Origin of the sequence: Leptospira weilii serovar Ranarum str. ICFT (assembly GCF_000332415.1) — a bacterium.
GTDB lineage: Bacteria > Spirochaetota > Leptospiria > Leptospirales > Leptospiraceae > Leptospira > Leptospira weilii_A.
On the sequence record NZ_AOHC02000030.1, the window covers coordinates 29,453 to 53,970 of the forward strand.

Consider the following 24,518-nt stretch of genomic DNA (forward strand, 5'->3'; position numbering starts at 1 on the left):
TAAAACACTAAGGTTTACCAATCCAAACGCGTTAAAACGCAGTTCAAACTTCGAATGATTCTTTCGGCGATTGAAACTTACAATTTCTTAATTTCATAATAATGATTTTTGTTATAAGTAACACAACGTTTCAAATACGATTTCGATTTTATTGTTCGGATATCGTGATTTCGAAAACTTATGAATATCACTAGGAGTTGATAAAAAGGATGGAAGTCGAACGTTCAAGATCATTTTTTTCTTTACAAAACGAATCCATTCTCCAAATTCTTTCTCTTACTACAGTTATATCATTTTTTTGATTTTATTTAGGAGGATCAATGAAGGGTAAAAAAATATTGAAAGTAATTTTGCTTACGTTAGCAATCATTCTGGTCGCAATCAATTGCAAAAAAAGTAAAACGATTCTGGCGGATGCGGTACTGCTTGAAAACCCGGGTGAAAAAAAGCCCGTTTACGTAACGGATGGAAAAGTAAAAAGAGGAGAGTTTGTGACTCTCTTGGAAGAAAAGGATTTCAATGGTACCAAATTCAATCTCGTGGAAATCAAAGGAGTCAGCACAAAAGGATGGATGGATGAAAAAAATCTCTACGAAGGAGAACTCAAATCCGCAACCGTGATCCGAGACGCGGACCTCTATCTCAGACCGAACGAGAAGAGTGAAAAATCGGGAAAGGCTCGCGCGGGACTCGTCGTTTTCAAACTTGAAGAAAAGGACAATTTTGTTTACATTCAATTCCCCGGTAAAAAAGCATATATATCCAAAAGCGATTTAGGCGACGGAGAAACCGTCATAAAAACGATCGCAATTCCAGGTTTGGGCAACGCGACTATTTTAGCTTCTTCTCAATACATTCAAACGGAAGGAAAAGAATTAGACTACGATCCTAGAAACGTTTTCGACGGAAAGTTTCAAACGGGTTGGTGTGAAGGTAAAACCGGAGACGACGGAGTTGGAGAATCGGTTACGATTTCTTTTCCAAGTGCGATTCGTCTGAGCGAAATCAGCGTCGTAAACGGTTATGCAAGATCGGAAGACAGTTATAAAAATAACAATCGAGTTTCCTCTCTCAAAGTGGAATCCTCACACGGCGGAACGGCTACGATCGATTTTGACGATAACAACTTCGACTATCAAGCAAGACCTGTAGAGCTTACCGGCGACAGCTTTAAGTTTATCATCTCCAAAGTTCACAAAGGTAAAGTAAGCGATACATGTTTGAGCGAAATTAAACTAACCGGTTCTGAATATACTCCTACATACGACGGCGGGCAAGAAGGTTCCGGCGATTATTGATTTTCTTTTCAATCAAGGAATATTATGAAACGCTACTATATTTATTTGGTCTTAGGATTCTTTCTCATTGTATCCGCGCTCAGCGCGGATACCGGTTTTCAACCCGGACAGGCAAAGGTGACTGCGGGAATTCTCAACGTAAGAAACATCGCAGCTTCCGGTGGAGACGTGATCACTACTTTAAAACGAGGGGAAGTTTTAAACGTAGTCGATCGTTCCACCAATGAAAGCACCGAAGACGGCGTTACGGATTTCTGGTATAAAGTCAATCTTCCCAAAAAGAAATCCGGATGGGTTTTCGGAGGATTTATCTCCTTTGAAATGAACGTAGAAGGAGGGCTTCGGTGGAAAACCGTAAATCCGGGCGGCGGTCAAAAGTTTACCGGGATTGTAGTTTCCAACAACGGAGACATCGTTGCGGCTACGAACAACGGTAGTATCTTTATCAGTACCGATAAAGGAAAATCCTGGAAGAAACTGGTTCCACAAGCGCTCGGAACTTCCATCGGTAAAGTGAACAAACTCATCTTAGTCAACAAAGAGATCTGGGTTGCAGCAAGCGGAGAAAACGGAGGCGGAGTTTGGAAAACGGCTAACACCGGAAAGTCTTGGGCACAGTTCAGTACGGCTCAAGGTTTAAGTTCGAACGACGTGTATGACCTCGCCTTTCAAAAAGACGGGAGTATCATCACCGCCACTGAAAAAGGAATGTCTCAAACCAAGGACGGAGGACAGACCTGGACTTCCAACGTGAATGGAGAAGAATTGAATATGAAAATTCTTTCCATCGCGGTAAGTCAAGACGGGAAAGTATTCGCGGGAACTACGAACGGTCTCTATGCGTTCATAGAATCCTCCGGAGTTTTTGGAGGAGCCAAATTTTCCTGGAATCGAATCGGTAAGGGAGAATCCAACATGGGAGATTCCATCTATTCCGTTGGAGTCACTCCGTCCGGAGAAATTTTTGCGGGAACGGAACTCGGAGTATCGAAAAGCAATACAAAGGATCTGAAAAAATGGGCCGGAGTCGGCGGTAAGTCCGTCGTAAATGCGATCTACATGGATTCTTCTCGGATCTTAATAGGAACGGATAACGGATTGAACATCTCGACCGATAACGGACTTTCTTGGGTCACTTATAAAAAGGAGAATGGAATCGCGAGCAATCGTGTCGACGCGATCTCTGTGAACCCCGTTGATAAAACGATCTGGACTCTTTCGGGAGCGGAAGGTTTGAGTTATCACGAATAAGGCGCCTTCATTCGGATGAATTGGAAACTCCACTTAGAACGAGTTCTTCGTTTCTACCGAATTCTCAAAGAAACCCTGACCACAAATCGGATGAGGCTGACTCGATGGAGCCTCTACTTTGCGGCCGGGGTTTTTGTTCTGTTAATTTTAACTACGATTTTTCAGTTTTTAATATTCTTATATTATAAAGATTCAATATATCACGAATTGGATTCTCTCAAATCCGGACTCGCTCGCGAAGGACAAAGAGAAGGTCCGAAACAAATCATCTCCATATTCGATCGAAACAATCTTCTTTTGGGAGAATACAATCGAGGAGCGACTCTGAATCTTTCGCTCAAACAGTGTAATCTTTTGGGGACGGTTCAAAAAACTCTGATCGCGGCCGAGGATCAGGATTTTTATTCTCACAGCGGCTTTTCTTTCAAAGGGGTATTGCGCGCCTTCTGGAGAAATTTGATTTCTTTTCAAATCAGACAGGGCGGCGGAACGATCACACAACAGTTGGCTCGAAATCTTTTTACGGAAAGAAAAAGAAACTCGATCTCTCGGAAAATCTACGAAACGATTCTCGCGTTTTATATCGAATCAAAATTAGGAAAGAGTGAAATTCTTTGTCTTTACGTGAATAAGGCATACTTCGGTCAGAATTCATACGGAATCGAAGAAGCGTCTCGATTTTATTTCAACAAACCTGCGTCTAAACTGAGTTATGCGGAGGCCGCGCTTTTGGTGGGAATCCTACCTGCGCCTTCTCTCTATAACCCCGTTCGAAACACTTCCAGCGCGATGAAAAAACAAAAAAGTGTTTTGGATCTTTTGGTAAAAACCGAAATTCTCGCCGAAAAAGAAGCCGCAAAAAAAGCGAACGAGTTCAGAGCCTTCTATCAAATCGACGAAAACGATCCGGAAAATCCTTACGGAAGAATCGCAAAATCCGGAACCAACAAACTATATCGAGTCAATCACGCCCCGGAACTCAACGAATACATTATAAAATACTTATACGATACGTTTGAAAGCGTCCAGAACTCGACCGAAAACGTTCAGATTTATACAACTATAGAACTCACAAAACAAGTCGCATTAAAAAGAATCCTAAACGGCGACATAGATTCCCTACGTTGGAGTTTTAGAAACGGATCCAAACTCGGATACGAGGAAGCGAAAAATTATTCGTCCGGAATCCAAGGAGTTGTGATCACGATGGAACCTCGTACGGGAGAAGTCCTCGCGATTTCCGGGGGAGGAAATTTATCCGATCCGTATCAAAGTATGACCCGCGCCTTTTATATGAAACGTCAGGTGGGTTCCGCGTTGAAGGGCTTCTTATACAGCGCGGCGATCGAAGAAGGAATTATAGACGAGAATACGGAACTGGACGATTCTCCCGTAAACATTGCCGGCTATAAACCTCGGAACTGGTATGGAAGTTATCTCGGAAAAATTTCCGTAGCCAAAGCATTACAACGTTCCGTAAATACGGTCGCGGTCAAAGTTCTCAAAGACTTGGGAATTTCCAAATACATCGACTACATACAAGACGGATTGGGATTATCGAGTTTCGAAACAAAACGATTCCCAAAAAACTTAACGCTCGCTCTGGGTTCCGCCGACTTTTCACTTTTGGAAGTGGGAACGTTATATTCGGAAATCGTAAACGGCGGAACCGCAGTCGAACCCGCAGTCCTCAGAAAAGTCGTAGTCGGCGGAGACACGTATTATCAAAACGATTCGATCGGATCCGGGGGCAAAAGAATTTTTAAAGAATCCACCTGCGCTTCTATATTAGAATTTTTGAAATCCGTTTTTGAAACCGGAGGAACGGCGTCTTGGATCGGAGATAAGAAAAAAAGAAATTCTGAATATTTGAATTACGATATCGCGGGTAAATCGGGAACCGTGGAAAGCGAAAACGCTACGTATGAAAAACTCGGACTGAAAGGATCCAGAGACGTTTGGTTCGTAGGTTTAACTCCGACCGAAGTCACCGTGGTTTGGTTTGGTCACGACGAAGGAGTTCCGATTCCGGGTTCCGGATCTTCGGTCGCTGCTTCCACTTGGGCCAAGTATGCGCAGACCGCGATCCGTCCCAAAGAAGACGCAAGATCCTTTCTTACAAATTCTTCTCCGATGGAAAGCGTAACCCCTCCTCTTACGGAAGAATCATCCACCGAAGAAAATGATTCTTCGGAAAACGATCCAAAGGACGAAAAACAAGAAGGCCCCGATTCTTCTCCTTCCAACGAGGAAAAAATCTACGTAGCCCCCGAAGAGAAAGCGAAAGGTTGATCTCAGAGCCTGTCCCAAAACCGAGAGATTAAGCTTTCCTCGCAGTCGCGATGTACGCCTCCGAGGAAAGTGAAATCGGAAGCCGCGTCAATTGCTCGCCGAGATAATCGAACATGATTTTTTGTTTTTCATTCCAGACGGATTCTTCCAGTTTGTTTTTCATCAACTGCAGAGGCGCGCTTCCCTCGATCATCGTATCCAAAAATTCTTTCGCACTTTTGATTTCGATCGAATTGGAAAAAGGAAGAATTTCGATCTCCTTAAAACCCGCGGAGCCGATCTGTTCTTTCAAGTATTCCGGATTTTCAAAACTTGCGATGTTGGTTTGAGGCGCGGGCATTTCCGGGTTCGCTTTGCGGAGAGCGCCGAACAAACATAACATCAGGGGAGAATTTTCAACGGGAGCCCAACTCGAAATCGCGATCTTTCCGCCGGGTTTGAGTACTCGATGGATTTCTTTCAAACCTTGCAGCTTGTCCGGAAAAAACATTAAACCGAACATGGAAAACGCCGCGTCAAAACGATTCTCGCCAAACTCCAGCTTTTGTCCGTCCATAACGAGCGGATATACGTTTTGGATCTTTGCGTCCCTGAGTCCATTCTTGAGTTGTTCGATCATCGGAGCCGAAAAATCGATCGCATGAATTTCCTTTACATTTTTTGAAAGTGGAATGGAAAGAGTTCCGGGTCCGGCTGCGACATCGAGAACTACGTCGCTCGATTTCGGATTCAGCAGCTCCATCGCTTTGAGCGAGTAGCCCTCTAAGAAAGGTTTGGTGGATTTTGTATATCCTTCCGCGACTAAGGACCAGGGTTCTACGGATGATAATGGATTGGACATGATTCATACTCTCTAACGATCCGCCAAATATTACCAGCAAAATCTTGAATTCCTCCGTTGTTATCGCCGTACTCCGTATTGTATTATAAATTTTGCAAGTTGTTCGACGTCCTTTGCAAAAAGATACGGACTCAATGGAACGTGAGTTCGGCGTAACCAATACGAAAGCAACACTTTAGTTCAAGCGCGGTTTCCCAACTTCGTTGGGAGCCAAATCGAGTTTCCTCCCCCACCCAAAATCAATGGGAAACTAAAACACAACGCTTCCTACGGATCGCGTTGATTTCACAACTATGCTGTGAGCTGCTCGCTCGCGGTGGACGCTCCGTAAAAAAACCGCGCTACTTTTTTTTCGGAAAAGTTCATTGAAAACCCAATCCGATCGCCAGCGCTTCCGGATACTTCCAAGGTCTCTTTTTAGAAAAATCAAATAGGATACAAGAAGCAACGGATTCGCAAGCGATTTTATGGTCCGATTTTCGTATGAGTTTCTGAAAGATTTTACAACGAGAACCTTCCAATTCTCCAAAGGTCGTAACTACAAAGATGGCCTCCGGATATCGGACCTCCGCCTTGTAATCGGTTTCCGATCTGAGAATCATCGGACCTACATTTTCTTCCCTCAATTTAGAATAACTGAAACCCGCTTCTTCCAAAGCCACCATTCTCCCTTCGTGGAGAAAAACCTGAAAGTTTCCGACATTGAGATGTCCATTGGGATCACACTGGCTCCAAAGAACCGGGATCTCGTAGGTAAATTCTTTTGATTGTGAGTTCATAATTGCCTCGATCCTAAGATAGTGATAAGTTCGGTCTAAAAAATTTTGGGCGAATCAGAAACTCGAGTGCGTTCGCTCCCTGAACGCCGACCCATAGGAAGGCGTTCACTGAGTTTCCTGGGTCGCTCCGCAACTCGCGAATTTCATAGCAAAAGTTGCGACCGACCCGTCGAGCGACCGTAGAAGCGAGACGCTGAGTTGTTCGCTTTCAGCTCCAATCCACAAATTGATAGATCGCTCTAAAAACGTAAATCTTTCGCCATTTCAATTTGTTGATTCCGCTTCCATCGCTTTCGCATCGGTTACACCGATCCATAAATATTCGTTTGACCTTGTAAATCTTAGCCACTAAAAACAACACCTCAAAACGGGGAAACGTGGGAGTTCCCACACTTCGAGTAGAGAGGATTTAGTGGCTAGGTTTTAGGGTTTTGCAAATAAAACCGTATGAGTTCCCACACTTCGAGTGGAGAGGATTTAGTGGCTAGGAGGTTTTAGGGTTTTGCAAATAAAACCGTAAGAGTTCCCACACTTCCCTAGTGGATTTGGGATTCCTTGAACCCAAATTCCCATTCATTTGTTGGAAAAACAAAGGATTCCGGTAGACGTCCCTATTTTTTCGGATATATTTTCTAAATTCTCCCTTTTTGCCACACCGACTCCAATCTTTTTTGTACGAAAGCGGCTTGACAGAAAATTGAGAATGAGGCAATTTAACCTTTAGGTTAATTAACCATATGGTTCAACAAGAAGCAAAAACAGACCATCTTAGCCTTACTTTTGCGGCTTTAGCGGACCCGACCCGCCGCAAAATTCTGGCTACTCTTCGGTATGGAGAGGTCAGCGTAAAGCAGCTTGCGGAACCCTTTGCGATGAGTTTACCGGCCATCACAAAACATCTCAAGGTGTTGGAAAGAGCGGGGCTCATTTCCCGTGGTCGAGAAGCTCAGTGGAGACCTTCCCGACTGGAAGCGGGACCTTTGAAAGAGGCGGCGGACTGGATCGATGAATATCGACAGATTTGGGAAACACGCCTCGATCGTCTCGACGAATATTTGCGGGAACTCCAGCAAAAAGAAACCAATCAAAAAAAGGAAAACGGATCATGAATCAGGAAAAAATTAAAATCGTCAGCTATTGGATCGTAACCGCTTTGACGGCGGCTAACTACGCGTTTGCAAGTTATGCTTACTTCAGCCGAGGCCCGGAAGTTGTGGCGGGTATGGCCCAACTCGGTTATCCAATGTATTTTATAAGTCTTCTCGGAGTTTGGAAGCTGCTCGGAGCGATCGCGATCACAGTTCCTCGTTTTCCTCTTCTGAAAGAATGGGCTTACGCGGGAATGTTTTTTAATCTCACCGCCGCGACGGTCTCTAACGTAGCCGCCGGAACCGAAACGATTCACGCGATTCTTCCCATGGTCGCTCTCGTTTTAGTGGCTTTGTCTTGGGCCTTACGTCCCGCAAGCAGAAGACTGGAGGGGGTTTGGCATCTATAATAAAATTAAAATTTAGGAATATTCTTTTTTAATAAATCGAATGTCGATGTTCCAAAATCGAAAAATAAAAGAGGTAGGAAAATAAAATGGCGAATACGAATCAAACGAACGACGAATTGGTCATCACTCGAATTTTCAACGCGCCGCGAGAAACGGTCTTCGACGCTTGGACGATTCCGGAACAAACGGTAAGATGGTGGGGGCCGAAGGATTTTACTTCCCCGGTCTGCAAGATCGATTTTCGAGTGAACGGCAAATATCTCTTATGCATGCGCGCTCCGGACGGACAGGAATTTTGGTCCACAGGCGTTTATAAGGAAATTGTAATACCCGAAAAGATCGTTCAAACGGATAGTTTTGCGGACAAAGACGGCAATCCCGTTCCCGCCTCCGAATACGGAATTGAAGGCGATTGGCCCGAATCTCTTTTAGTGACTCTCATTTTCGAAAACCATCAAGGGAAAACGAAAATGACCTTACGTCATTCGGGAATTCCCTCCGGTGAGATAAGAGAGATGACGAACGTCAGTTGGAACGAATCTCTCGATAAATTGGAAGGGATCTTAAAGTAGTCGATACGAATAAAATTTGTCCTACTGAGAACTATAAAATGAATGTCCGAAATTCTGCGTCTAAACGGGGGTTTGTTTTCAAATTGACGGCACTCCGTTATATTGAATCGGTAAAAGTTCAAAAAAAAGGAAAGCCGAAGTTCGACGACAAAATAACCCGGGTAACCTTAGGGCAAATTTGATATATTGAATATTCATAAAAAATAATATTTTATATATAACCTAGATCGTTTTTTACGTTTCAAAATAAAACGGATTTAAAATTCCATCCTTGGAGTCAACGATGAACGCAACAAATACTACGACCGCAAACAGAGAGATTCGTACTACCCGATCCTTTGACGCGCCCAGAGATCTCGTTTTTAGAATGTGGACGGAACCGGAACATATCGTCCATTGGTGGGGACCGAGAGGTTTTACAAACACGTTTGAAACGATGGACATCAGGCCCGGAGGCGTCTGTAAGTTCGTGATGCACGGTCCCGACGGTACGGATTATCCCAATTTGATCGTCTTTCTCGAAGTCATCCGTCCGGAAAAACTCGTTTATAAACACGGCTCCGATAAGGAAGACCATCCGGGAGATTTTCACGTTACCGTACTCTTTATGGAACAAAACGGAAAAACCACTCTGGATATGACGATGCTTTTCAAAACGGCGGAACAACGCAACGAAACCGTCGAAAAATACGGAGCGGTCGAAGGTCTCAATCAAACGATGGATCGTCTGGTCGAATACTTGGCAAAACAAAAAAAAGGTTAAAAACTATATTAGGAGAATCTTATGTCTAAATTTAAAACGATCGTTCTCGCGGCGTTCGGATTACTCGCCCTTTTCGTCGCCGGTGTACTCGCCGTCGCTTCCACCAAACCGAACACCTTCCGTTACGAAAGAACCCTGAGCATGAACGCGCAACCCGAAAAGGTTTACGCTCTCATCAACGACTATCATAACTGGGCTTCCTGGTCTCCTTGGGAAAAACTGGATCCCTCTATGAAAAGATCCTATAGCGGAACGGCTTCCGGAGTCGGAACCGTCTATGAATGGGAAGGAAACAGCGACGTCGGAAAAGGTCGTATGGAAATCATCGAATCGAATTCTCCCTCTAAGGTCACGATGAAGTTGGATTTTTTAGATCCGTTCGAAGCCCACAATATGGCGGAATTCACTCTCTCTCATAAAGACGGAGCAACTCATGTAACCTGGGCGATGTACGGTCCCAACGCGCTTATCTCCAAAGTGATGGGACTTTTCTACGATATGGATCGTATGATCGGAACCGATTTTGAAAAAGGATTGAACAATTTAAAAACGATCGCGGAAGGGAAATAAAGGTGACCGAAAAAAGTTATCCCACAACCGTTCCCGAGTTTTCGTATATCACGAATTTTTAATACTCAGCGCGAACTCGTTTGATCGACTGGAAGCGTATTTGTCCGAGTTTTAAGGTTTCGTATTTCTTTCAACACAGTCGAAGAAGAATTCAGAGTTTACAATTTTGCCGGATTTAAATTAGGAGAATGGATATGTCGGATCGGCTGAAACTATTTTTAAGCCGATCCAAAGGGGAAATTTCATGAACCGTCAAGAGAATGATACAACCGTTTCGGATCGGGAAGTCGTGAGCGTTCGTGTGGTGAACGCGCCTAAAGAACTCGTTTTCAAAGCGTGGACCGATCCGGTTCACTTGCAGCTCTGGTGGGGACCGAAAGGTTTTACGAACACGTTTTACGAGTTCGATTTAAAACCGGGAGGTAACTGGCGTTTTACAATGCACGGTCCCGACGGTACGGATCACCCGAATCACAGCGTTTTCGTAGAAATCCTAAAACCGGAACGGCTCGTTTTCGATCATATTTCCGGACACGTTTTTAGAGTCACCGCGACTTTCGAGGAAGAATCATCTAACAGGACAAAGGTGACCTTCCGTATGCTTTTTGAATCTCTTCAAGAATTTGAAAAAGCCGAGAAGTATGTGATAGAAGGAAACGAACAAAACTTCGACAAGTTGGAAGCCGAACTGAAAAGGATGTCCGGCTGATCAGAGCCTGTCCCAAAACTTAAAACAATCGCAAAGATTTGCGGCCATTCCGATAAAATCGGACGGTTGGCGGACAAGTTCTAAGTAGATTCGGCTCCAACCCCAACGGAACCCGTTCTTTATAAGAAATGGCGCATAACGTCAAAAGCCGTAGAAACGGGAGTTTTCGCCGGGATCGTATCCGAATCGATCGAAGGCACGTTAGGCGCCCCTACAATCACGATGTTTTTTGCGATTACGTTTTCGTAATGCGTAAGAGTCTGGAAAAGGAAGAAAAATCCCGAGTTTCCGGGCATCGAAATCAACGGATCGACATTGAAAATATCCTTATGGTCCTGCGGAAGGGATCGGAGTGGAAATACTGCAATGCAACATGCTCTTAGTAAAATTCTTTTCGTTTCGATCGAATTTCATGTTGCTTTGCAGATTGAAACGAAGAGCCCGGTCCGGCCTTGGGCAAAGCCCAAGGCCGGAGCCGCCCCACTCCTTTAAAAAAAATAATCCGAATTTATTTCTTAAATCTTCATTGGCCCTTTTTTTGTCCGGGGTCCGTCGTATCCTTAGATTCAGATTGAGAGGTAAATAACATGCAAAATTCGGAATGGATGGACGAAAGGATAGAAGCGATCGCGGAAATTCTCGCCGATCAACTGATCGAAGAAATCCGCAAAAGAGCCTTAGAAAAAGAAGCGCATCGAAACCAACCCGAGGCTGCCTAAAAACGGATCGGCCGCAACCTACGCGGATCGAAGTTCAAAGATAGGAGGAAAATAAAATGGCGGAATACACACTCAAAGAAAAAAAAGGAAGTCTCTTCAGCAATGCGACCAAGGAAAAAGAAACTCAACCGGATTACACCGGTAAGGTGCTTCTGGATGGTAAAACGTACCGTCTCGCGGGATGGATTCGAAAATCCGCGACCGGAAAAAATTATCTTTCTTTAAGTCTCTCGGAACCGAATGCGGAAAAAAAACCGGAAGGAAACACGATCGAATCGTCGACGGATGGAAACGACTTTACGGACATTGAAGAGGACTTTCCGTTTTGAAACATGAAAATTTCAGTTTACGAACCGGGTCTATGAGTAAAAGAATCCATCTCTACGGGAGAAAACAATTTCTTGAAAACGAAAATTCATCTTAAGTCGTTTTTGATTGCGACTCTGACACTGGTATTTTTGGCCTCCTCCAACTGCGGCTACAATACGATTCAGGAAGAAGACGAGGCGGTCACCGCCTCTTGGGCCGAGGTTTTAAACCAATATCAGAGAAGAGCAGATTTGATTCCGAACCTAGTCAACACCGTAAAAGGTTACGCGGCTCAGGAGGAAAAAGTGTTAATCGAAGTGACCAGAGCGAGAGCCGGAGTCGGTTCGATTCAAGCCGATGAAAAAACGCTCAACAATCCGGAACTTTTTAAAAAGTACGCGCAGGCACAGGCGCAGATGACTTCCTCGCTTTCCAGATTGTTGGTCGTCGCCGAAAATTATCCCCAGCTCAAATCCAACGAGAACTTTCGCGACCTACAAGCACAACTGGAAGGAACCGAAAATAGAATCACCGTTGCCAGAAATCGTTACATCCAAGCTGTACAAAAATATAATATTACGATTCGTCAATTCCCAAGTAATCTCACCGCAAAGTTTTTCGGATTTGATACCAAACCTTCGTTCACGGTCGAAAACGAAAAAGAAATCTCAAAACCGCCCGAAGTTAAATTTTAAGAAAATTGAATATGATTTTACTCCGATGGCGAATTTTCTTTTTCCTCTGCCTCTTTGCAATTACGGCCGGCTGGAATATAAAAACCGAAGATTCTTCGTTGATTCTTTCCGAGGAAGTATGGAAAGCGGAAGATCCGGTCATTCCTCCGCTCCGCACTCAAATTACGGATACAACTTCCACCCTGACGGACAAACAAAAATCCGGACTTACAAGCACGTTAGTCGCGTTTGAAACAAAAAAAGGAAGTCAGATTGCGGTTTTGGTCGTAGGTTCCACAGGAGATTGGACGATCGAAGAATACGCGGTTAGAGTTTTTGAAACGTGGAAACTCGGTCGCAAAGGTATCGACGACGGGATTTTACTCGTAGTAGCCATCCAAGATCATAAAACGAAAATAGAAGTCGGCTACGGTCTGGAAGGCGCGTTGCCCGACGTCGTCTGCAAACGAATCATAGAAGAATTTATGATTCCTCGGTTTCGAGAAGGAGATTATTTTCAAGGAATTTCAGACGGGCTCGACAAACTCATCGCAAAAATCGACGGAGAGGAGCTGCCGGAAGCAAGCGGAAAAATCGACGGTTCCAGTTCCTCGTCTGCAAACAACTCGGAAGAATCGATGCTACCGAATAAACTCGTGACCGCATTTATCATCCTTGTAGTCCTTGGAAAACTTTTCGGTTTCCCGTTCGGTAACGGAATCTCGGGAGGAATCGGCGCCTTGATCTTCGTGGCAATCGGTATATTCTGGTCGATCACATTTTGGCTTTTAATACCGGGAGCGATTTTACTTTGGTTTTTCGTATTAGCAAACGGGAGATCGGGTTGGAGTTCATCCTCTTCCTGGGGTTCTTCTTCGGGTGGCGGAGGTTCTTGGAGCGGCGGCGGTGGAAGTTCCGGAGGCGGAGGAGCTTCCGGAAGCTGGTAAAGAATATTTAAATATTATGATAAAGCAAAATACAACCGAACCCTCCAACTTCCGAAGGATTTGGATTCATACGTTGGAATCCGTGTTCTCCTTTTTTTCCTTCACTACGGATAAATCCAAATCCTATAGATTTAAAAAGTATTTCAGCCGGAAAGACCTTCAAAAGATCGAAGCCGCGGTTGCCGAATCGGAAACGCGTCACAAAGGCGAAATTAAAATCATTTTAGAAAGCGGACTTCCGATTTTCCGAGTAATCCAAGGTATTAACGCAAAACAAAGAGCGATGGAACTTTTTTCCGAAAAAAGAGTTTGGGACACGGAAGAAAACACCGGAATTCTGATCTACGTCCAATTGACCGATCGTAAAATCGAACTTTTGGCGGATCGTGGAATTTACAAAAAGATCGGACAATCTACGTTAGACGAAATTTGTGAACGGATGCAAACCGGCTTTCGTTCGGGGTGTTATTCGGAAAGTATTCTTACATCCATCGAAACGTTTACGCAACTTCTCCAAAAACATTTTCCTCCCGAAAAACAAAATCCGAACGAACTGTCGAACCGGCCGGAAGTGATATAACATGATTTCCATCAAAACCGCCAACCCGCTTTTCGAACCCGTACGAAAGTTCTGTCTTTCCCTTCCCTTTGCGACGGAAGATATCAAATGGGAACACGATCTCGCATTTTCCGTTCATAACAAAATGTTTTGTGTGACGATGACGGAAGATCCGTTTACGATTTGTTTTAAATGTAGCCCGGAAGAAGCCGAACTTTTAGTTCGGAAAAAAGGAATCATTCCCGCTCCCTATCTCGCCCGATACGACTGGGTTCAATGCGAGAACTTAAAAACTCTTTCTCTGAAAGAACTTCAGAAAAGAATTCAAGATTCGTATCAACTCGTTTGGGATAAACTACCCGCAAAATTAAAAAAGGGGAAGTAGAGGGAAGGATATGCAGAAAATCTGTTTTAAACTTTCGTAATTCGAATTCGATACGGAGAGAAAGCGGAGTATTCAGTCGAATTATTTTCTAAACAATCAAAGGAATTGGGGAAAATTTTAAGTTAGAATTGTTAAACGAACTCGTTCGCCTCAACTATTCCTAAGAATATTGACCATGGAGTAGAGACCGTTCCTTCTCGACATCGAAAGGTGTTTGTCGAGCCCGATCTCTTTTAAAAATTCGAGGGAAGCGTTTTTCATCTCTTCCCGAGTTCGTCCCGAAAAAACACGAATGAGAAGCGCGATCATTCCTCGGGTTATCGCAGAATCGCTGTCCGCTTGGAATTCGATTCTGCCGTCTTTTTCTTGGGAAACGATCCAAACTCGGGACTGACATCCGGGAACCAAACGTTCGGGAGTTTTTTCGGAATCGGGAATTTCTCCGAGTTCGTCTCCCATTTCGATGAGAAGTTGATAACGTTCCTGCCAATCCGTACATTCCGAAAATTCGGATACGATTTCTTTCTGAACTTCTACAACGCTACTCATGGATTCCATTTCCAGCTTTTCCACAATCCTTCTGCGAGCAATCAGAAAAACCGCAGCCTCACGTCCGACGGATTTCTCTTTTTGTTAGACGCATTCGATCCGCGAAATCGAAACGATTCCGAATCGAACGATAAACCGAACATTCTTTATCGAATTAAAACGAAAAATTTGTTTTCTTAAACCCGATCTCCAAATTAGATTCTCTACAAACGGAAAAGAAAAAGCAAAAAATCCTCATTCTTCTTTGAGAAAGAATTTTCGCCTCAACATTCCGATCCGTTTCGGAGAAAATACATTCATGAAAGTTTATGAACTTCAAAATCAATTCGGTCTGGAAAACTTAAAAATCTCCGAACGTCCCGATCCGGTTCCCGGACACGGAGAAGTTCTCGTTCGTTTTAGAGCGGCGTCCTTAAATTACAGAGATTATCTGATGGCGATCGGTAAATACAATCCGAAACAAAAACTTCCCTTGATCCCTCTTTCCGACGGAGCGGGAGAAATCGCGCAAACGGGTCCGGGTGTGACAAAGTGGAAGACGGGTGATAAGGTTTGCGCCAACTTCGCACAAACCTGGTTGGACGGAGCGCCGGATCGCGAAATGTTAAAGAATACACTCGGCGGTCCGTTAGACGGAACTCTCTGCGAATATAGAATTTTCGGAGAACAAGGTTTGGTTCCTATGCCCGAAAATCTTTCCTTCGCACAAGCCTCCACCCTTCCTTGTGCCGCGTTGACCGCATACACCGCTATCGTTACACACGGGAACATTCAACCCGGAGCGACCGTTGTCGTTCAAGGAACCGGAGGTGTTTCCATCTTTGCATTACAATTCGCTAAAATGATGGGATGCAGAGTGATCGCGACCTCTTCCAGCCAAGACAAACTCGCCAAAGTAAAAGCCCTGGGCGCGGACGAAGTCATCAACTACAACGAAAAAACGAACTGGGACAGAGAGGTTCGTAAAATGACGAACATGAAGGGCGCCGATCTTATCATCGAAGTAGGAGGCGCCGGTACTTTACAAAAATCGATTTCCAGTACGAAACCTTGGGGAACGATCGCTTTGATCGGAGTTTTAGCGGGAGGGGAAAGCAATAACTTATCCTTATTTCCGATTCTCATGCAAGGAATTCGGATCCAAGGAATCATCGTGGGAAACAAAAGAAACTTCGAAGATATGAATGCCGCGATCGACACAAACAAAATCAAACCCGTAGTGGATCGAGTTTATTCCTTCGAGGAGGCTCCTAAAGCCTTCGAAAGCCTAAAAGCCGGAAAACATTTCGGTAAGGTTTGTATCGAAATTTAATCCGACATCGATTTTTGAAAGAGATGTGCGGGCCAATCCGATCCTTAAAGACGAAAGACATTTAACGATCGATCCCCGACAACATCAATCGATCAATCAACTCGCGGCCTTGGAAAAATTTTTATAAAGAGATTTTTTTCCGCCGGGAGGTTTACCTATGTCCACGCCCGCTTTCAAAAGTTCGAGTCTAAGCTCCTTACGAAACGCGTGATAGTCCACCTCCACCGCGTGCCTTTGTCCTCCGCCGAACGTGAAATGAGGATGATCGATCTCGTATTGAATCGCCGTTTTTAGATCCTGGGGACGTTTGTATTTTCCGACAATCTCCAAACAAGCGAGTTTCGCTTGATAATCCGCCATCGGCCAAATACAACCCACCGGTTGAAACAATCCGATGAAATATAAATTCTTATAATCGTTGTGTATCATCTTACGAAAGAGAGGGATTTTTTCCGCGTGTTGAAAATCGATAAACGACTTGTCAAAAAACGGAAACGTGGTCCAAAATCCGGTACAAGCGCAGATGATATCGAAACGTTCCCTGGTTCCGTCCGTAAATTCCACTTCTTTACCGTGCAATTTTTTGATCCCGGGACGAGGTTTGATTCTTCCGTGACGGATAAAATCGAGAAGATCGGAATTCAAAGTCGGATGATGACTGAGCGCCAGAGTTGTGTTCAACGGAAGACCGTAATTCGTATAAGAACCTTGTAATACAGAAAGCATCTTAGTAAGCGCATACTGTTTGACGATCGACGGAATCCAGCCGGGCGTTTTTGCCGCAAACACATCGGAGGGCATTCCGAAAAGAAACTTTGGAAAGAACCACTGAGGACTTCTCATCGATAACTTTACGTTATTTGCAACTCTTGCGGACTCTACCGCGACGTCGCAAGCGGAATTACCGGCTCCGATTACAAGAACGTCCTTACCTTTCCATTCGTTTGTAACACCTTTAAAATCGTGGGAATGTATAAACTTACCGGTGAACTTTCCCTCATATTCCGGATACTTCGGATTCCAATGATGACCGTTCGCAACCATAAGAACGTCGAAAATTTCGGTTTTCTTTTTTTTGGAAGCGTCCAAGTATTCCACTTTCCAATCCTCGTCCGCCGTTCTCGTTATTTTTTGAATCGTATGATTGAATCGAATTTTCTTATATACTCCGAAATGTTTTGCGTAGGATTCGAAGTAAGCCTGGAGTTGTTTGTGGTTCGGATATTCCGGATAATCTTCGGGCATCGGAAAGTCCTCGTACTCGGACCAAACCTTGGAGCTGATAATATGAGTATTTTCGTAAACGCTTGAATGCCCGGTTTTGGCGTTAAAGACCCAGTTCCCTCCGACCTTATCGTTTTTTTCGAAAACGACCACGTCCAAACCGTATTCAACACAATTTTTTCCGGCTGCAATTCCACTCGGCCCGGCTCCTACCACGCAGACTCTGACGTTCGATTTCATCCGATTCTCCTTTTTACTTCAAAGCCTGTCCGCCTAACGCCTAAAATGCGGGAACTCCTGCGTTTTAGGGAACAGGTTAAACAGGCTCCAAGAACATTCGTTGATGAAATTTTAAATTCAACAAATGTTAAATTTTTCGAGTGATCTTACATAGATCCGCTCTGAATGCAAGAAATTTTAAGGATTCTTTTTTATCCGGTGCGGTGGGAAAACATGGATCCGAAACGAAAAACGCCGGATTTATCTCGGAAAAATCGGTCCGTTCCCACAACGCGATCCTATCGAACGACCCATAGGGAGTGAGATTGAGTTACGAACGACCTATCGAACGACCCATAGGAAGTGAGATTGAGTTACGAACGACCCATAGGAAGTGAGATTGAGTTACGAACGACCCATAGGAAGTGAGATTGAGTTACGAACGACCCATAGGAAGTGAGATTGAGTTACGAACGACCCATAGGAAGTGAGATTGAGTTACGAACGACCCATAGGAAGTGAGATTGAGTTTAGGAAGCGTTGCACTCGAGTTTTCGCCTAGTTCAACAAATCCAAATATTCCATAAAAAGAATATACTTTTTCAATAATCCTCGTCCGACCAGCCCACGTCCTTCAAAAAATCGTCGTAAGAACCGTCGAAAATTCGAATCGTATCCTTATCGAAAACGATCAACTTTGTCGCAACCGCTCTCAGATGAAGTTCGTCGTGGGTCACCATAATCACCGAACCGTCAAACTCGTCGATCGCTTCGATCAAAGAATCGCAGGACTGCATATCCAAATGGTTCGTGGGTTCGTCCAAATACAGAAGATGACAAGGAGTGACTAAAATTTTTCCGAGGAGAACGCGGCTCTTTTCACCGCCGGAAAGGACTTTGATTTTTTTCAGAGCTTGATCGTCCGAAAACATCAAACCGCCCGCGATCGTTCTCGCCTGCCATTCCGTACAGGACTTATCCGAAATCATAATCTCTTCGGTTACGGTCGCGTTTTCGTTGAGGTTGAGTTTATTGGTCTGACCGAAATAACCTTCCTTCAAAACGGGATGTTTTTTGATCGTTCCATGAGAAGATTCGAGTTCACCCGCGAGAATTTTAAGAAGAGTCGATTTCCCTTTCCCGTTTTTACCGATGATACAAATTCTTTCCTTGGTCCCTACGCTGATGGAAAAATTTTCGATAAGAAACGGCTCCTTACCGTCGTAGGAAAAAGAAAGATTTTCCACGGAAATCATCTGACTCGCGGCAAAAGGAGCGCTGTTGAAATACAATTCCAAATCTTCAATCCGTTCCAACGCTTTCATCTCGCCTTGTTTTTCCAGTTTTTTGACTCTGGACTGAGCTCGGCTCGCAAAACTCGCCTTCGCTTTAAATTTTGCGATAAAAATCTCCTCCTGTTTGCGTTTTTTGGCTTCGTTCAAACGGGTCTTTTCGTAGATTTCTTCGGATTGATTGATCTGATTGTAAAGTTTATCCGTGTCACCCTGAACCTTGATCGCCTTGGTTCTATGAATCGCAATCGTATGAGTGACCACCGCGTCCATAAAACCTCTATCATGAGTTACTAATATGATTTCACCTTCCCATTCCCGTAAGAATTCTTCGAGCCAACGGATCGTAACGATATCGAGATAGTTGTTCGGCTCGTCGAGCATCAACATATCGGGAGCCGATACGAGAAGTTTGGCGAGATTCATCCGGATCTGATAACCGCCGGAGAATTCGTTCGGATTTCTTTCCATGTCTCGTTCGGAAAATCCCAAACCGAAAAGGATTTTTTCCACCTGCCAGGTTTCGTATTCTTCTCCTTCGGGAAGACCGAGAGCGCATTCCTCCAAAACCGTAGGTTTGGTAAAATGAAGGTGTTGTTGAAGATGACCGATTTTATAACCCTTAGGAACGGAAATCGTACCGGAGTCGGCTTCCACGTTGCCGAGAATCATCTGGAACAGAGTGGACTTTCCGTGACCGTTCCGACCCACGAGACCGATCTTCTCCCCTCGGTTGATGCTCAAATGTAAATCGTCAAAAAGGACTTTGGTTGTGAACGCCTTGTTCAGGCCGGAAATTTTAATCATCGAAATAGGAATCCTTGCAGTTATGTCCAAGGTTTTAAAAAGTCGTAGGATTTCACTCAAAATTGAGGACAAATCGGTTCCGAAAAAGAAAATAGAATCCGATATATATTCATCATTTATAATGAACTATCCGTAAAATCGGAAACGATTCCATTGGCCGGACTTTCGATCTTTCGTTTGCAAAGATAGGTTTTAACGCCGATTCCAAATCGTTCGGAAAAAATTTCGTTTTGTTAAACGAATAACAATTGTTAAACGACTTCGGAAGGATCCCAGCAAGTTCGGAAGTTCTCATCGAGAGAATTCAGAGTTTTCATATCCTCTTCGGAAATTTTGAAATCGAAAACTTTCGAATTTTCGACGATCCTTTCCCTTTTTGTGGATTTCGGAATCACCACGATCTTTTGTTCAATCGCCCAGCGAATCAAAATCTGCGCCGGTGTTTTTTCGTATTTCTTCGCGATGTTGACGATCTTCGGATCTTCCACTTTTTGTCCGTGAGCGAGCGGACTATAAGCCTCGAGTTGAATCTTATGTTTTTTACAATATTCTAATAGATCGATCTGATTTAAAAACGGATGAAACTCCACCTGATTGACTGCGGGTGTGATTTGGGAATTTTTTAACAACTCAGTAAGATGGGAAATCGTGTAGTTACTGACTCCGATCGATCTGCAAAGTTTGTCGTGATACGCTTTTTCCAATTCTTTCCAAGAATCGGTTCTTTTGGAAGTCACGGGAAAATGAACGAGATAAAGATCCACTTGATCGATTCCTAATTTTTCGAGACTTGTTTCCAGCGCCTTTCTCGTTTTGTCCGATCCTTGATCCGCGTTCCAGAGTTTTGTAGTGATGAAAATTTCCTTTCTAGGAATCCCGCTTTCTCGAATCGCCCTTCCCACGTCTTCTTCGTTGGAATAAATTTTTGCGGTATCGATATGCCGATAACCCGCTTCCAAGGCGTTTAAGACGGCTTCCGTACATTCTTTACCGGACTTGGTTTTCCAAACTCCGAGTCCCAAAATCGGCATTAAGATTCCGTTATTGAGCGTAACCGCTTGATTGAGAGCATTTTCAGTCATAAAATTTCGTTTAACCCGCGTTCATCGATCCGCCGAGTCTTTTGAGAGAAACACTCAGGGAATAAACGGCGACAGCAAGAACGATGTGAAAAATATCCACGTTCAAAATCGGTCCCCGAGAACCGGTGGTTCCGATCACAAGGCCCGCGAGAATAAAAAGAATCGCTCCTAAAATTCCGTAAAGAGCCCCCACCTTCGTTCCACCCGAATTTTTTCGAATACATACGAGGATGGCCGTAACCATCGCCGCTCCGCCTAAAACCGTGGACACAAGCGGAAACGGAAAAACGTATCCGAAAATCATATAAAGGATCAGTAATATTCCTACGATCGGATAAAAAGTATTCCTTTCCAACTTTTTGATTCCGATATGAAAAAAACCCATTCCGATCAACGGCACTCCCACAAAGGAAGCGAGCCCCACACAAAAACGATAGATCGGATCCAAAATCCCGATTCCTAAAAAGTGAATCGTTCCCAAACCCGCGGAAATTCCTATCGTAAGAAATCCTAAAAAGCCGAAGGTTTTCGAATCAGAAGCCGCATTTTTGATTTGAATCGCGGCGAAAACGGATACAAGACTTAAGATGAAATCGGAAAAAACCGTACTCAATTGCATGGTGGATGATCGTTCTTAAAGAAATAAATTTTGCAATTCTTTACTTACAAAAATTCGAAAAAAGATCGAATTCGATTAACCGGGAATCAGTTCTTGCGAAACGTTTTGTTCGACTCTGAAATTTCGAACGAGAGAGTTGAGGATGCCCGCGAGTTGTTTTAAAAAATCACCCGTCGCGGTTAACTCTTCCGATTGCGCCGAAATTTCATGAAACGCGGCGTTGATAAGATCCACCGATTCGTAAAGGTTACCGATCTCCGAAAATCTTTGTTCTATATCGGCCGTGATGATCTCGCTCTGATTCGTGATGGAAATGTTCAAACGATTTAAACTTTCAATCAAACGAGAATGATGAGAACCGGTTTCGCGTATCGTTATCTGAGTCTCCGCCAAAAATCTAAATTCTTCCGTTAAATTTTTGAAAAACTCCACCGTGTTTTGAACGGTGTTCTTTCCGCGTGAAACAGTGGATTGGATTTCTCCTAAAATTTCCGACGCTTTTTTGGTGCTCTCTTGCGTGTTTGACGCGAGTTTATTGATCTCTTCCGCAACCACGCCGAATCCTTTCCCGGCCGACCCGGAGCGAGCGGCTTCGATGGATGCGTTGATGGAAAGTATTCCCAACTTGGCCGATATGTCGTTGAGAAGTTTTACGAGACCTTCCACTTTTTTAGCGGAAGATCCGATGTCGTTGATATCGGATTCGAGATGATTGAGTTCTTTTCTACTTAAGTCTATCGTCTTGACGGATTCTTCGGATTTTTCCGAGCTATGTTTCAAGTCGGAATCGAACTTTTGAAATCCGAATACGAGTTCGTTTAACAATTTCTTCGCGTTCGTTTCGATTTCTTTCTGCTCCGCGGCGGAGGATGAAATTCTTTGAAACGACTCCCGAAAAGAATCGAATATGGATGTGACTTCTTCCAGGTTTGCGGCTTGCTCTTGAATTCCGTAACTCATCTTTCCCCAAGCGGTAGTGATTTCGGATGCGGAACCTTCCAGTTCGGTCGACTTTTCTTTGATCGTATAAATCATTTGTCCCAAATTGGCGAGATAACGATTCATCAAAAATGCGATCGCCCCCGCTTCCGTTCCCGTATCCACGTGGATCTTGCGAGTCAAGTCCCCTCCTCCTTTGGAAAGGTCTTTGAGAGAATGGATGAGATCGATCCAACTGGAACCGGCGCCGTGTTCGGCGATGTTGAGTCCTTTTTCTTCGAACTCTTCCTTCACACGAATTCCGATCGTAAATTTCAAAAGCAAAAACAGAATCAATCCCAATCCGAAAGCCCAAAGGGAACAGACGAAAACTCCGATCAACTGAGGGAGTATTCGAATATCTTGATTTTCTGATAAAGCCGGAAGCAATAAAGTGCCTAAAATCCCGCAGACTCCGTGAACCGGAAACGCTCCGACGACGTCGTCCAGTTTCAGGATTTTTTCCAATGCCCAAGCCGCAATCACGACCGAAACTCCCGCCACCGAGCCGGTAATCAAAGCGGCGTAAGGTTGAAGCGCGTTGCAACCGGCCGTTACCGCCACCAAACCGCCCAAAACTCCGTTCATACAATCTTCCACCGAGGCGACCCTATAAAAAATCCAGGAAAGTGTGATCGCAAGAATTCCTCCGGCGCTTCCGGCAAGGCTCGTGTTCAGAATGATCAAAGGAACTCCGTCCGTAAACGAAAGAGCGCTTCCTCCGTTAAACCCGAACCAGCCGAACCAAAGGATAAAAACTCCCAATACCGAAAAGGTAAGATTATGTCCGTGGATCTTTCTCGGAGTTCCGTCTTCCTTGAATTTATCCTTTCTCGGACCTAAAACGATCACTCCGGCCAAAGCGATCCAACCGCCTAACGAGTGTACTACGGTAGAACCCGCGAAGTCCACAAATCCGGTTTTAGCGATCCATCCTCCTCCCCAAGTCCAATGACCGAAAATCGGATAGATTACGATGGAAACGACTATTGACACGATTAAATATGCAGAAAACTTAATGCGCTCGGCGACCGCTCCGGAAACGATCGTCGCCGCCGTTCCCATAAACGCGACTTGAAACAGAAAAAACGCAAAGTCCTTTCCCGTTTTTAAACCCTCCAAAAAGAAATGGTTCGTACCGATCCATCCTTCGTGCGAAAAACCGAACATCAACGCGAAACCCACGCTAAAAAACGCGATGGTTCCGACGATATAATCCATGAGATTTTTCACCGCGACGTTGATCGTGTTTTTCAGTCTGGAAAGTCCGGTTTCCAACATGAGAAATCCGGCTTGCATAAAAAAGACTAAGGCGGCGCAGACGATGAGCCAAACCGGATCGACGGTTTTGGATAATTCCAGAGCGGGGGATTCGGAAAAAAGCGGAAGATTGATTCCTAAAAAAAGAATCAATACGATTCGGTTTGTATGGAAGTATCGATTGAAAATCCTTCCCAAATGCCTAAAACGTGGGAACTCATACGGGAACTCCGTAGCGAAAAAACGGCGCCGAACGGCAAAATGAACGAAAGGCGACGGTTTCTGTGGGAACTCCTGCGTTTTTTCTAGAACGGTTTTGGAACAAGCTCTTAAGTTTTTCATAAAATTTTCAAGTAAATTCATGTTTTACTCTTCCTCAGATTCTTACGCGCCACTTTTCGAACGAACCGGGATCGCCCGAATTCTCCGATTATAAGGTCATTCCAAAATAAGTTCTTTCCAATAACGAAAAAACGAAAGAAATTTATTTTAACGTAAATTCGGTATAAGAAAGTTCGGGCGAATCCGGCCTTGGCAGGCCGGACCTATCTCGCGAAGCGAGATTGAGTTTTTTAGTTTCTGCTCTGATCAACAAATTGATGGATCGATCGAAAAACGGTTTTCTTTCGTCATTTCAATTTGTTGATCTCGCTTCAATCGCTTTCGCATTGGTTCGCCGAACTCAGGTTATTTTAACGTAAATTCGGCAAATTTCCCAAGGCGTCCATCTTTGCTTCGCAAAGAACTTGGATCGACGTTGTAATCAACGATTTAATCTTTGAATCGAAAATTTTTAGGATTTTAACGCGGACTCCGCGGGAGTTCCCACACTTCGAGTGGCGAGGATTTAGTCGTTAGGTTTTAGGATTTTGCAGAAGACCGCGGACACCGTATGGAGTTCCCACACTTCGAGTGGCGAGGATTTAGTGGTTAGGTTTTAGGATTTTGCAGAAGACCACAGACTCCGTGGGAGTTCCCACACTTCGAGTGGCGAGGATTATACTAGGTGT

The 24,518-nt window shown here is 44.2% G+C and carries 24 protein-coding genes; 16 read left to right on the plus strand and 8 right to left on the minus strand.

Annotation, left to right across the window (positions count from 1 at the left end):
* The first annotated feature begins 320 nt into the window (after positions 1–320).
* Genes LEP1GSC060_RS09715 through LEP1GSC060_RS09725 form a run of 3 tightly spaced genes read left to right on the plus strand, consistent with a single transcriptional unit; the run spans position 321 to position 4,841 of the window.
* On the plus strand, positions 321–1,298 hold the full coding sequence (locus LEP1GSC060_RS09715) for an NADase-type glycan-binding domain-containing protein (RefSeq protein WP_003002432.1): 978 nt from the start codon (positions 321–323) through the stop codon (positions 1,296–1,298).
* A 24-nt stretch (positions 1,299–1,322) separates the two neighbouring features.
* Positions 1,323–2,549, plus strand: a complete 1,227-nt coding sequence (locus LEP1GSC060_RS09720; RefSeq protein WP_003002528.1) for an SH3 domain-containing protein — start codon at positions 1,323–1,325, stop codon at positions 2,547–2,549.
* A 15-nt stretch (positions 2,550–2,564) separates the two neighbouring features.
* Positions 2,565–4,841 (plus strand): transglycosylase domain-containing protein, encoded by a 2,277-nt coding sequence (locus tag LEP1GSC060_RS09725; RefSeq protein WP_003002480.1) that lies wholly within the window; start codon positions 2,565–2,567, stop codon positions 4,839–4,841.
* A gap of 28 nt (positions 4,842–4,869) precedes the next feature.
* Here LEP1GSC060_RS09725 and LEP1GSC060_RS09730 read toward each other — a convergent pair whose 3' ends face one another.
* Together LEP1GSC060_RS09730 and LEP1GSC060_RS09735 are read right to left on the minus strand one after the other, a co-directional pair.
* Entirely contained in the window at positions 4,870–5,682 is an 813-nt protein-coding gene (locus tag LEP1GSC060_RS09730) for a class I SAM-dependent methyltransferase (RefSeq protein WP_003002525.1), read from the minus strand.
* 362 nt (positions 5,683–6,044) lie between these two features.
* The gene (locus LEP1GSC060_RS09735; protein ID WP_003002415.1) at positions 6,045–6,461 is read right to left on the minus strand and encodes an acyl-CoA thioesterase; all 417 of its coding nucleotides are present in this window, start codon (positions 6,459–6,461) and stop codon (positions 6,045–6,047) included.
* A 737-nt stretch (positions 6,462–7,198) separates the two neighbouring features.
* Between LEP1GSC060_RS09735 and LEP1GSC060_RS09745 the strand changes: the two genes are divergently transcribed.
* From LEP1GSC060_RS09745 to LEP1GSC060_RS09795, 12 genes are all read left to right on the plus strand, one after another.
* On the plus strand, positions 7,199–7,570 hold the full coding sequence (locus tag LEP1GSC060_RS09745) for an ArsR/SmtB family transcription factor (RefSeq protein WP_036096035.1): 372 nt from the start codon (positions 7,199–7,201) through the stop codon (positions 7,568–7,570).
* A complete protein-coding gene (locus tag LEP1GSC060_RS09750) occupies positions 7,567–7,959 on the plus strand; it encodes a DoxX family protein (protein ID WP_003002483.1) in 393 nt (130 codons plus the stop codon). Before LEP1GSC060_RS09745 ends, LEP1GSC060_RS09750 begins: the two co-directional genes overlap by 4 nt.
* Positions 7,960–8,045: 86 nt before the next feature.
* Positions 8,046–8,531 carry an SRPBCC domain-containing protein gene (locus LEP1GSC060_RS09755; RefSeq protein ID WP_003002495.1) on the plus strand — a complete coding sequence of 162 codons (486 nt, stop codon included), beginning with the start codon at positions 8,046–8,048 and terminating at the stop codon, positions 8,529–8,531.
* A gap of 283 nt (positions 8,532–8,814) precedes the next feature.
* Entirely contained in the window at positions 8,815–9,294 is a 480-nt protein-coding gene (locus tag LEP1GSC060_RS09760; RefSeq protein ID WP_003002608.1) for an SRPBCC family protein, read from the plus strand.
* 21 nt (positions 9,295–9,315) lie between these two features.
* Positions 9,316–9,864, plus strand: a complete 549-nt coding sequence (locus LEP1GSC060_RS09765; RefSeq protein WP_003002585.1) for an SRPBCC family protein — start codon at positions 9,316–9,318, stop codon at positions 9,862–9,864.
* A gap of 244 nt (positions 9,865–10,108) precedes the next feature.
* Entirely contained in the window at positions 10,109–10,573 is a 465-nt protein-coding gene (locus LEP1GSC060_RS09770) for an SRPBCC family protein (RefSeq protein WP_003002531.1), read from the plus strand.
* Between the two features lie 587 nt (positions 10,574–11,160).
* Positions 11,161–11,292 (plus strand): hypothetical protein, encoded by a 132-nt coding sequence (locus LEP1GSC060_RS20745; protein WP_003002567.1) that lies wholly within the window; start codon positions 11,161–11,163, stop codon positions 11,290–11,292.
* A 56-nt stretch (positions 11,293–11,348) separates the two neighbouring features.
* Positions 11,349–11,621 (plus strand): DUF736 family protein, encoded by a 273-nt coding sequence (locus LEP1GSC060_RS09775; protein ID WP_003002521.1) that lies wholly within the window; start codon positions 11,349–11,351, stop codon positions 11,619–11,621.
* A gap of 72 nt (positions 11,622–11,693) precedes the next feature.
* On the plus strand, positions 11,694–12,296 hold the full coding sequence (locus LEP1GSC060_RS09780) for a LemA family protein (RefSeq protein ID WP_003002416.1): 603 nt from the start codon (positions 11,694–11,696) through the stop codon (positions 12,294–12,296).
* 11 nt (positions 12,297–12,307) lie between these two features.
* Entirely contained in the window at positions 12,308–13,222 is a 915-nt protein-coding gene (locus tag LEP1GSC060_RS09785) for a TPM domain-containing protein (protein WP_003002427.1), read from the plus strand.
* 16 nt (positions 13,223–13,238) lie between these two features.
* Complete coding sequence (locus LEP1GSC060_RS09790) at positions 13,239–13,802, plus strand: TPM domain-containing protein (RefSeq protein WP_003002518.1); 564 nt, start codon at positions 13,239–13,241, stop codon at positions 13,800–13,802.
* 1 nt (position 13,803) lies between these two features.
* A complete protein-coding gene (locus LEP1GSC060_RS09795; RefSeq protein ID WP_003002539.1) occupies positions 13,804–14,166 on the plus strand; it encodes an MmcQ/YjbR family DNA-binding protein in 363 nt (120 codons plus the stop codon).
* 150 nt (positions 14,167–14,316) lie between these two features.
* Here LEP1GSC060_RS09795 and LEP1GSC060_RS09800 read toward each other — a convergent pair whose 3' ends face one another.
* Positions 14,317–14,715, minus strand: a complete 399-nt coding sequence (locus tag LEP1GSC060_RS09800; RefSeq protein ID WP_036096047.1) for a SufE family protein — start codon at positions 14,713–14,715, stop codon at positions 14,317–14,319.
* 298 nt (positions 14,716–15,013) lie between these two features.
* Between LEP1GSC060_RS09800 and LEP1GSC060_RS09805 the strand changes: the two genes are divergently transcribed.
* A complete protein-coding gene (locus LEP1GSC060_RS09805; protein WP_036096049.1) occupies positions 15,014–16,027 on the plus strand; it encodes a zinc-dependent alcohol dehydrogenase family protein in 1,014 nt (337 codons plus the stop codon).
* Positions 16,028–16,123: 96 nt separating this feature from the next.
* On the opposite strand, the gene LEP1GSC060_RS09810 is transcribed toward LEP1GSC060_RS09805, so the two are convergent.
* The 5 genes from LEP1GSC060_RS09810 to amt form a co-directional block, all read right to left on the minus strand.
* A complete protein-coding gene (locus LEP1GSC060_RS09810; RefSeq protein WP_003002465.1) occupies positions 16,124–17,491 on the minus strand; it encodes a flavin-containing monooxygenase in 1,368 nt (455 codons plus the stop codon).
* 581 nt (positions 17,492–18,072) lie between these two features.
* Complete coding sequence (locus LEP1GSC060_RS09815) at positions 18,073–19,569, minus strand: ABC-F family ATP-binding cassette domain-containing protein (protein ID WP_003002503.1); 1,497 nt, start codon at positions 19,567–19,569, stop codon at positions 18,073–18,075.
* Positions 19,570–19,820: 251 nt separating this feature from the next.
* Positions 19,821–20,651: an aldo/keto reductase gene (locus LEP1GSC060_RS09825; RefSeq protein ID WP_003002485.1), complete on the minus strand. Its 831-nt coding sequence runs from the start codon at positions 20,649–20,651 to the stop codon at positions 19,821–19,823.
* A 10-nt stretch (positions 20,652–20,661) separates the two neighbouring features.
* Positions 20,662–21,270 (minus strand): DUF6962 family protein, encoded by a 609-nt coding sequence (locus LEP1GSC060_RS09830; RefSeq protein WP_003002558.1) that lies wholly within the window; start codon positions 21,268–21,270, stop codon positions 20,662–20,664.
* A 75-nt stretch (positions 21,271–21,345) separates the two neighbouring features.
* Positions 21,346–23,871 carry an ammonium transporter gene (gene amt / locus LEP1GSC060_RS09835; RefSeq protein ID WP_003002462.1) on the minus strand — a complete coding sequence of 842 codons (2,526 nt, stop codon included), beginning with the start codon at positions 23,869–23,871 and terminating at the stop codon, positions 21,346–21,348.
* Positions 23,872–24,518 lie beyond the last annotated feature (647 nt).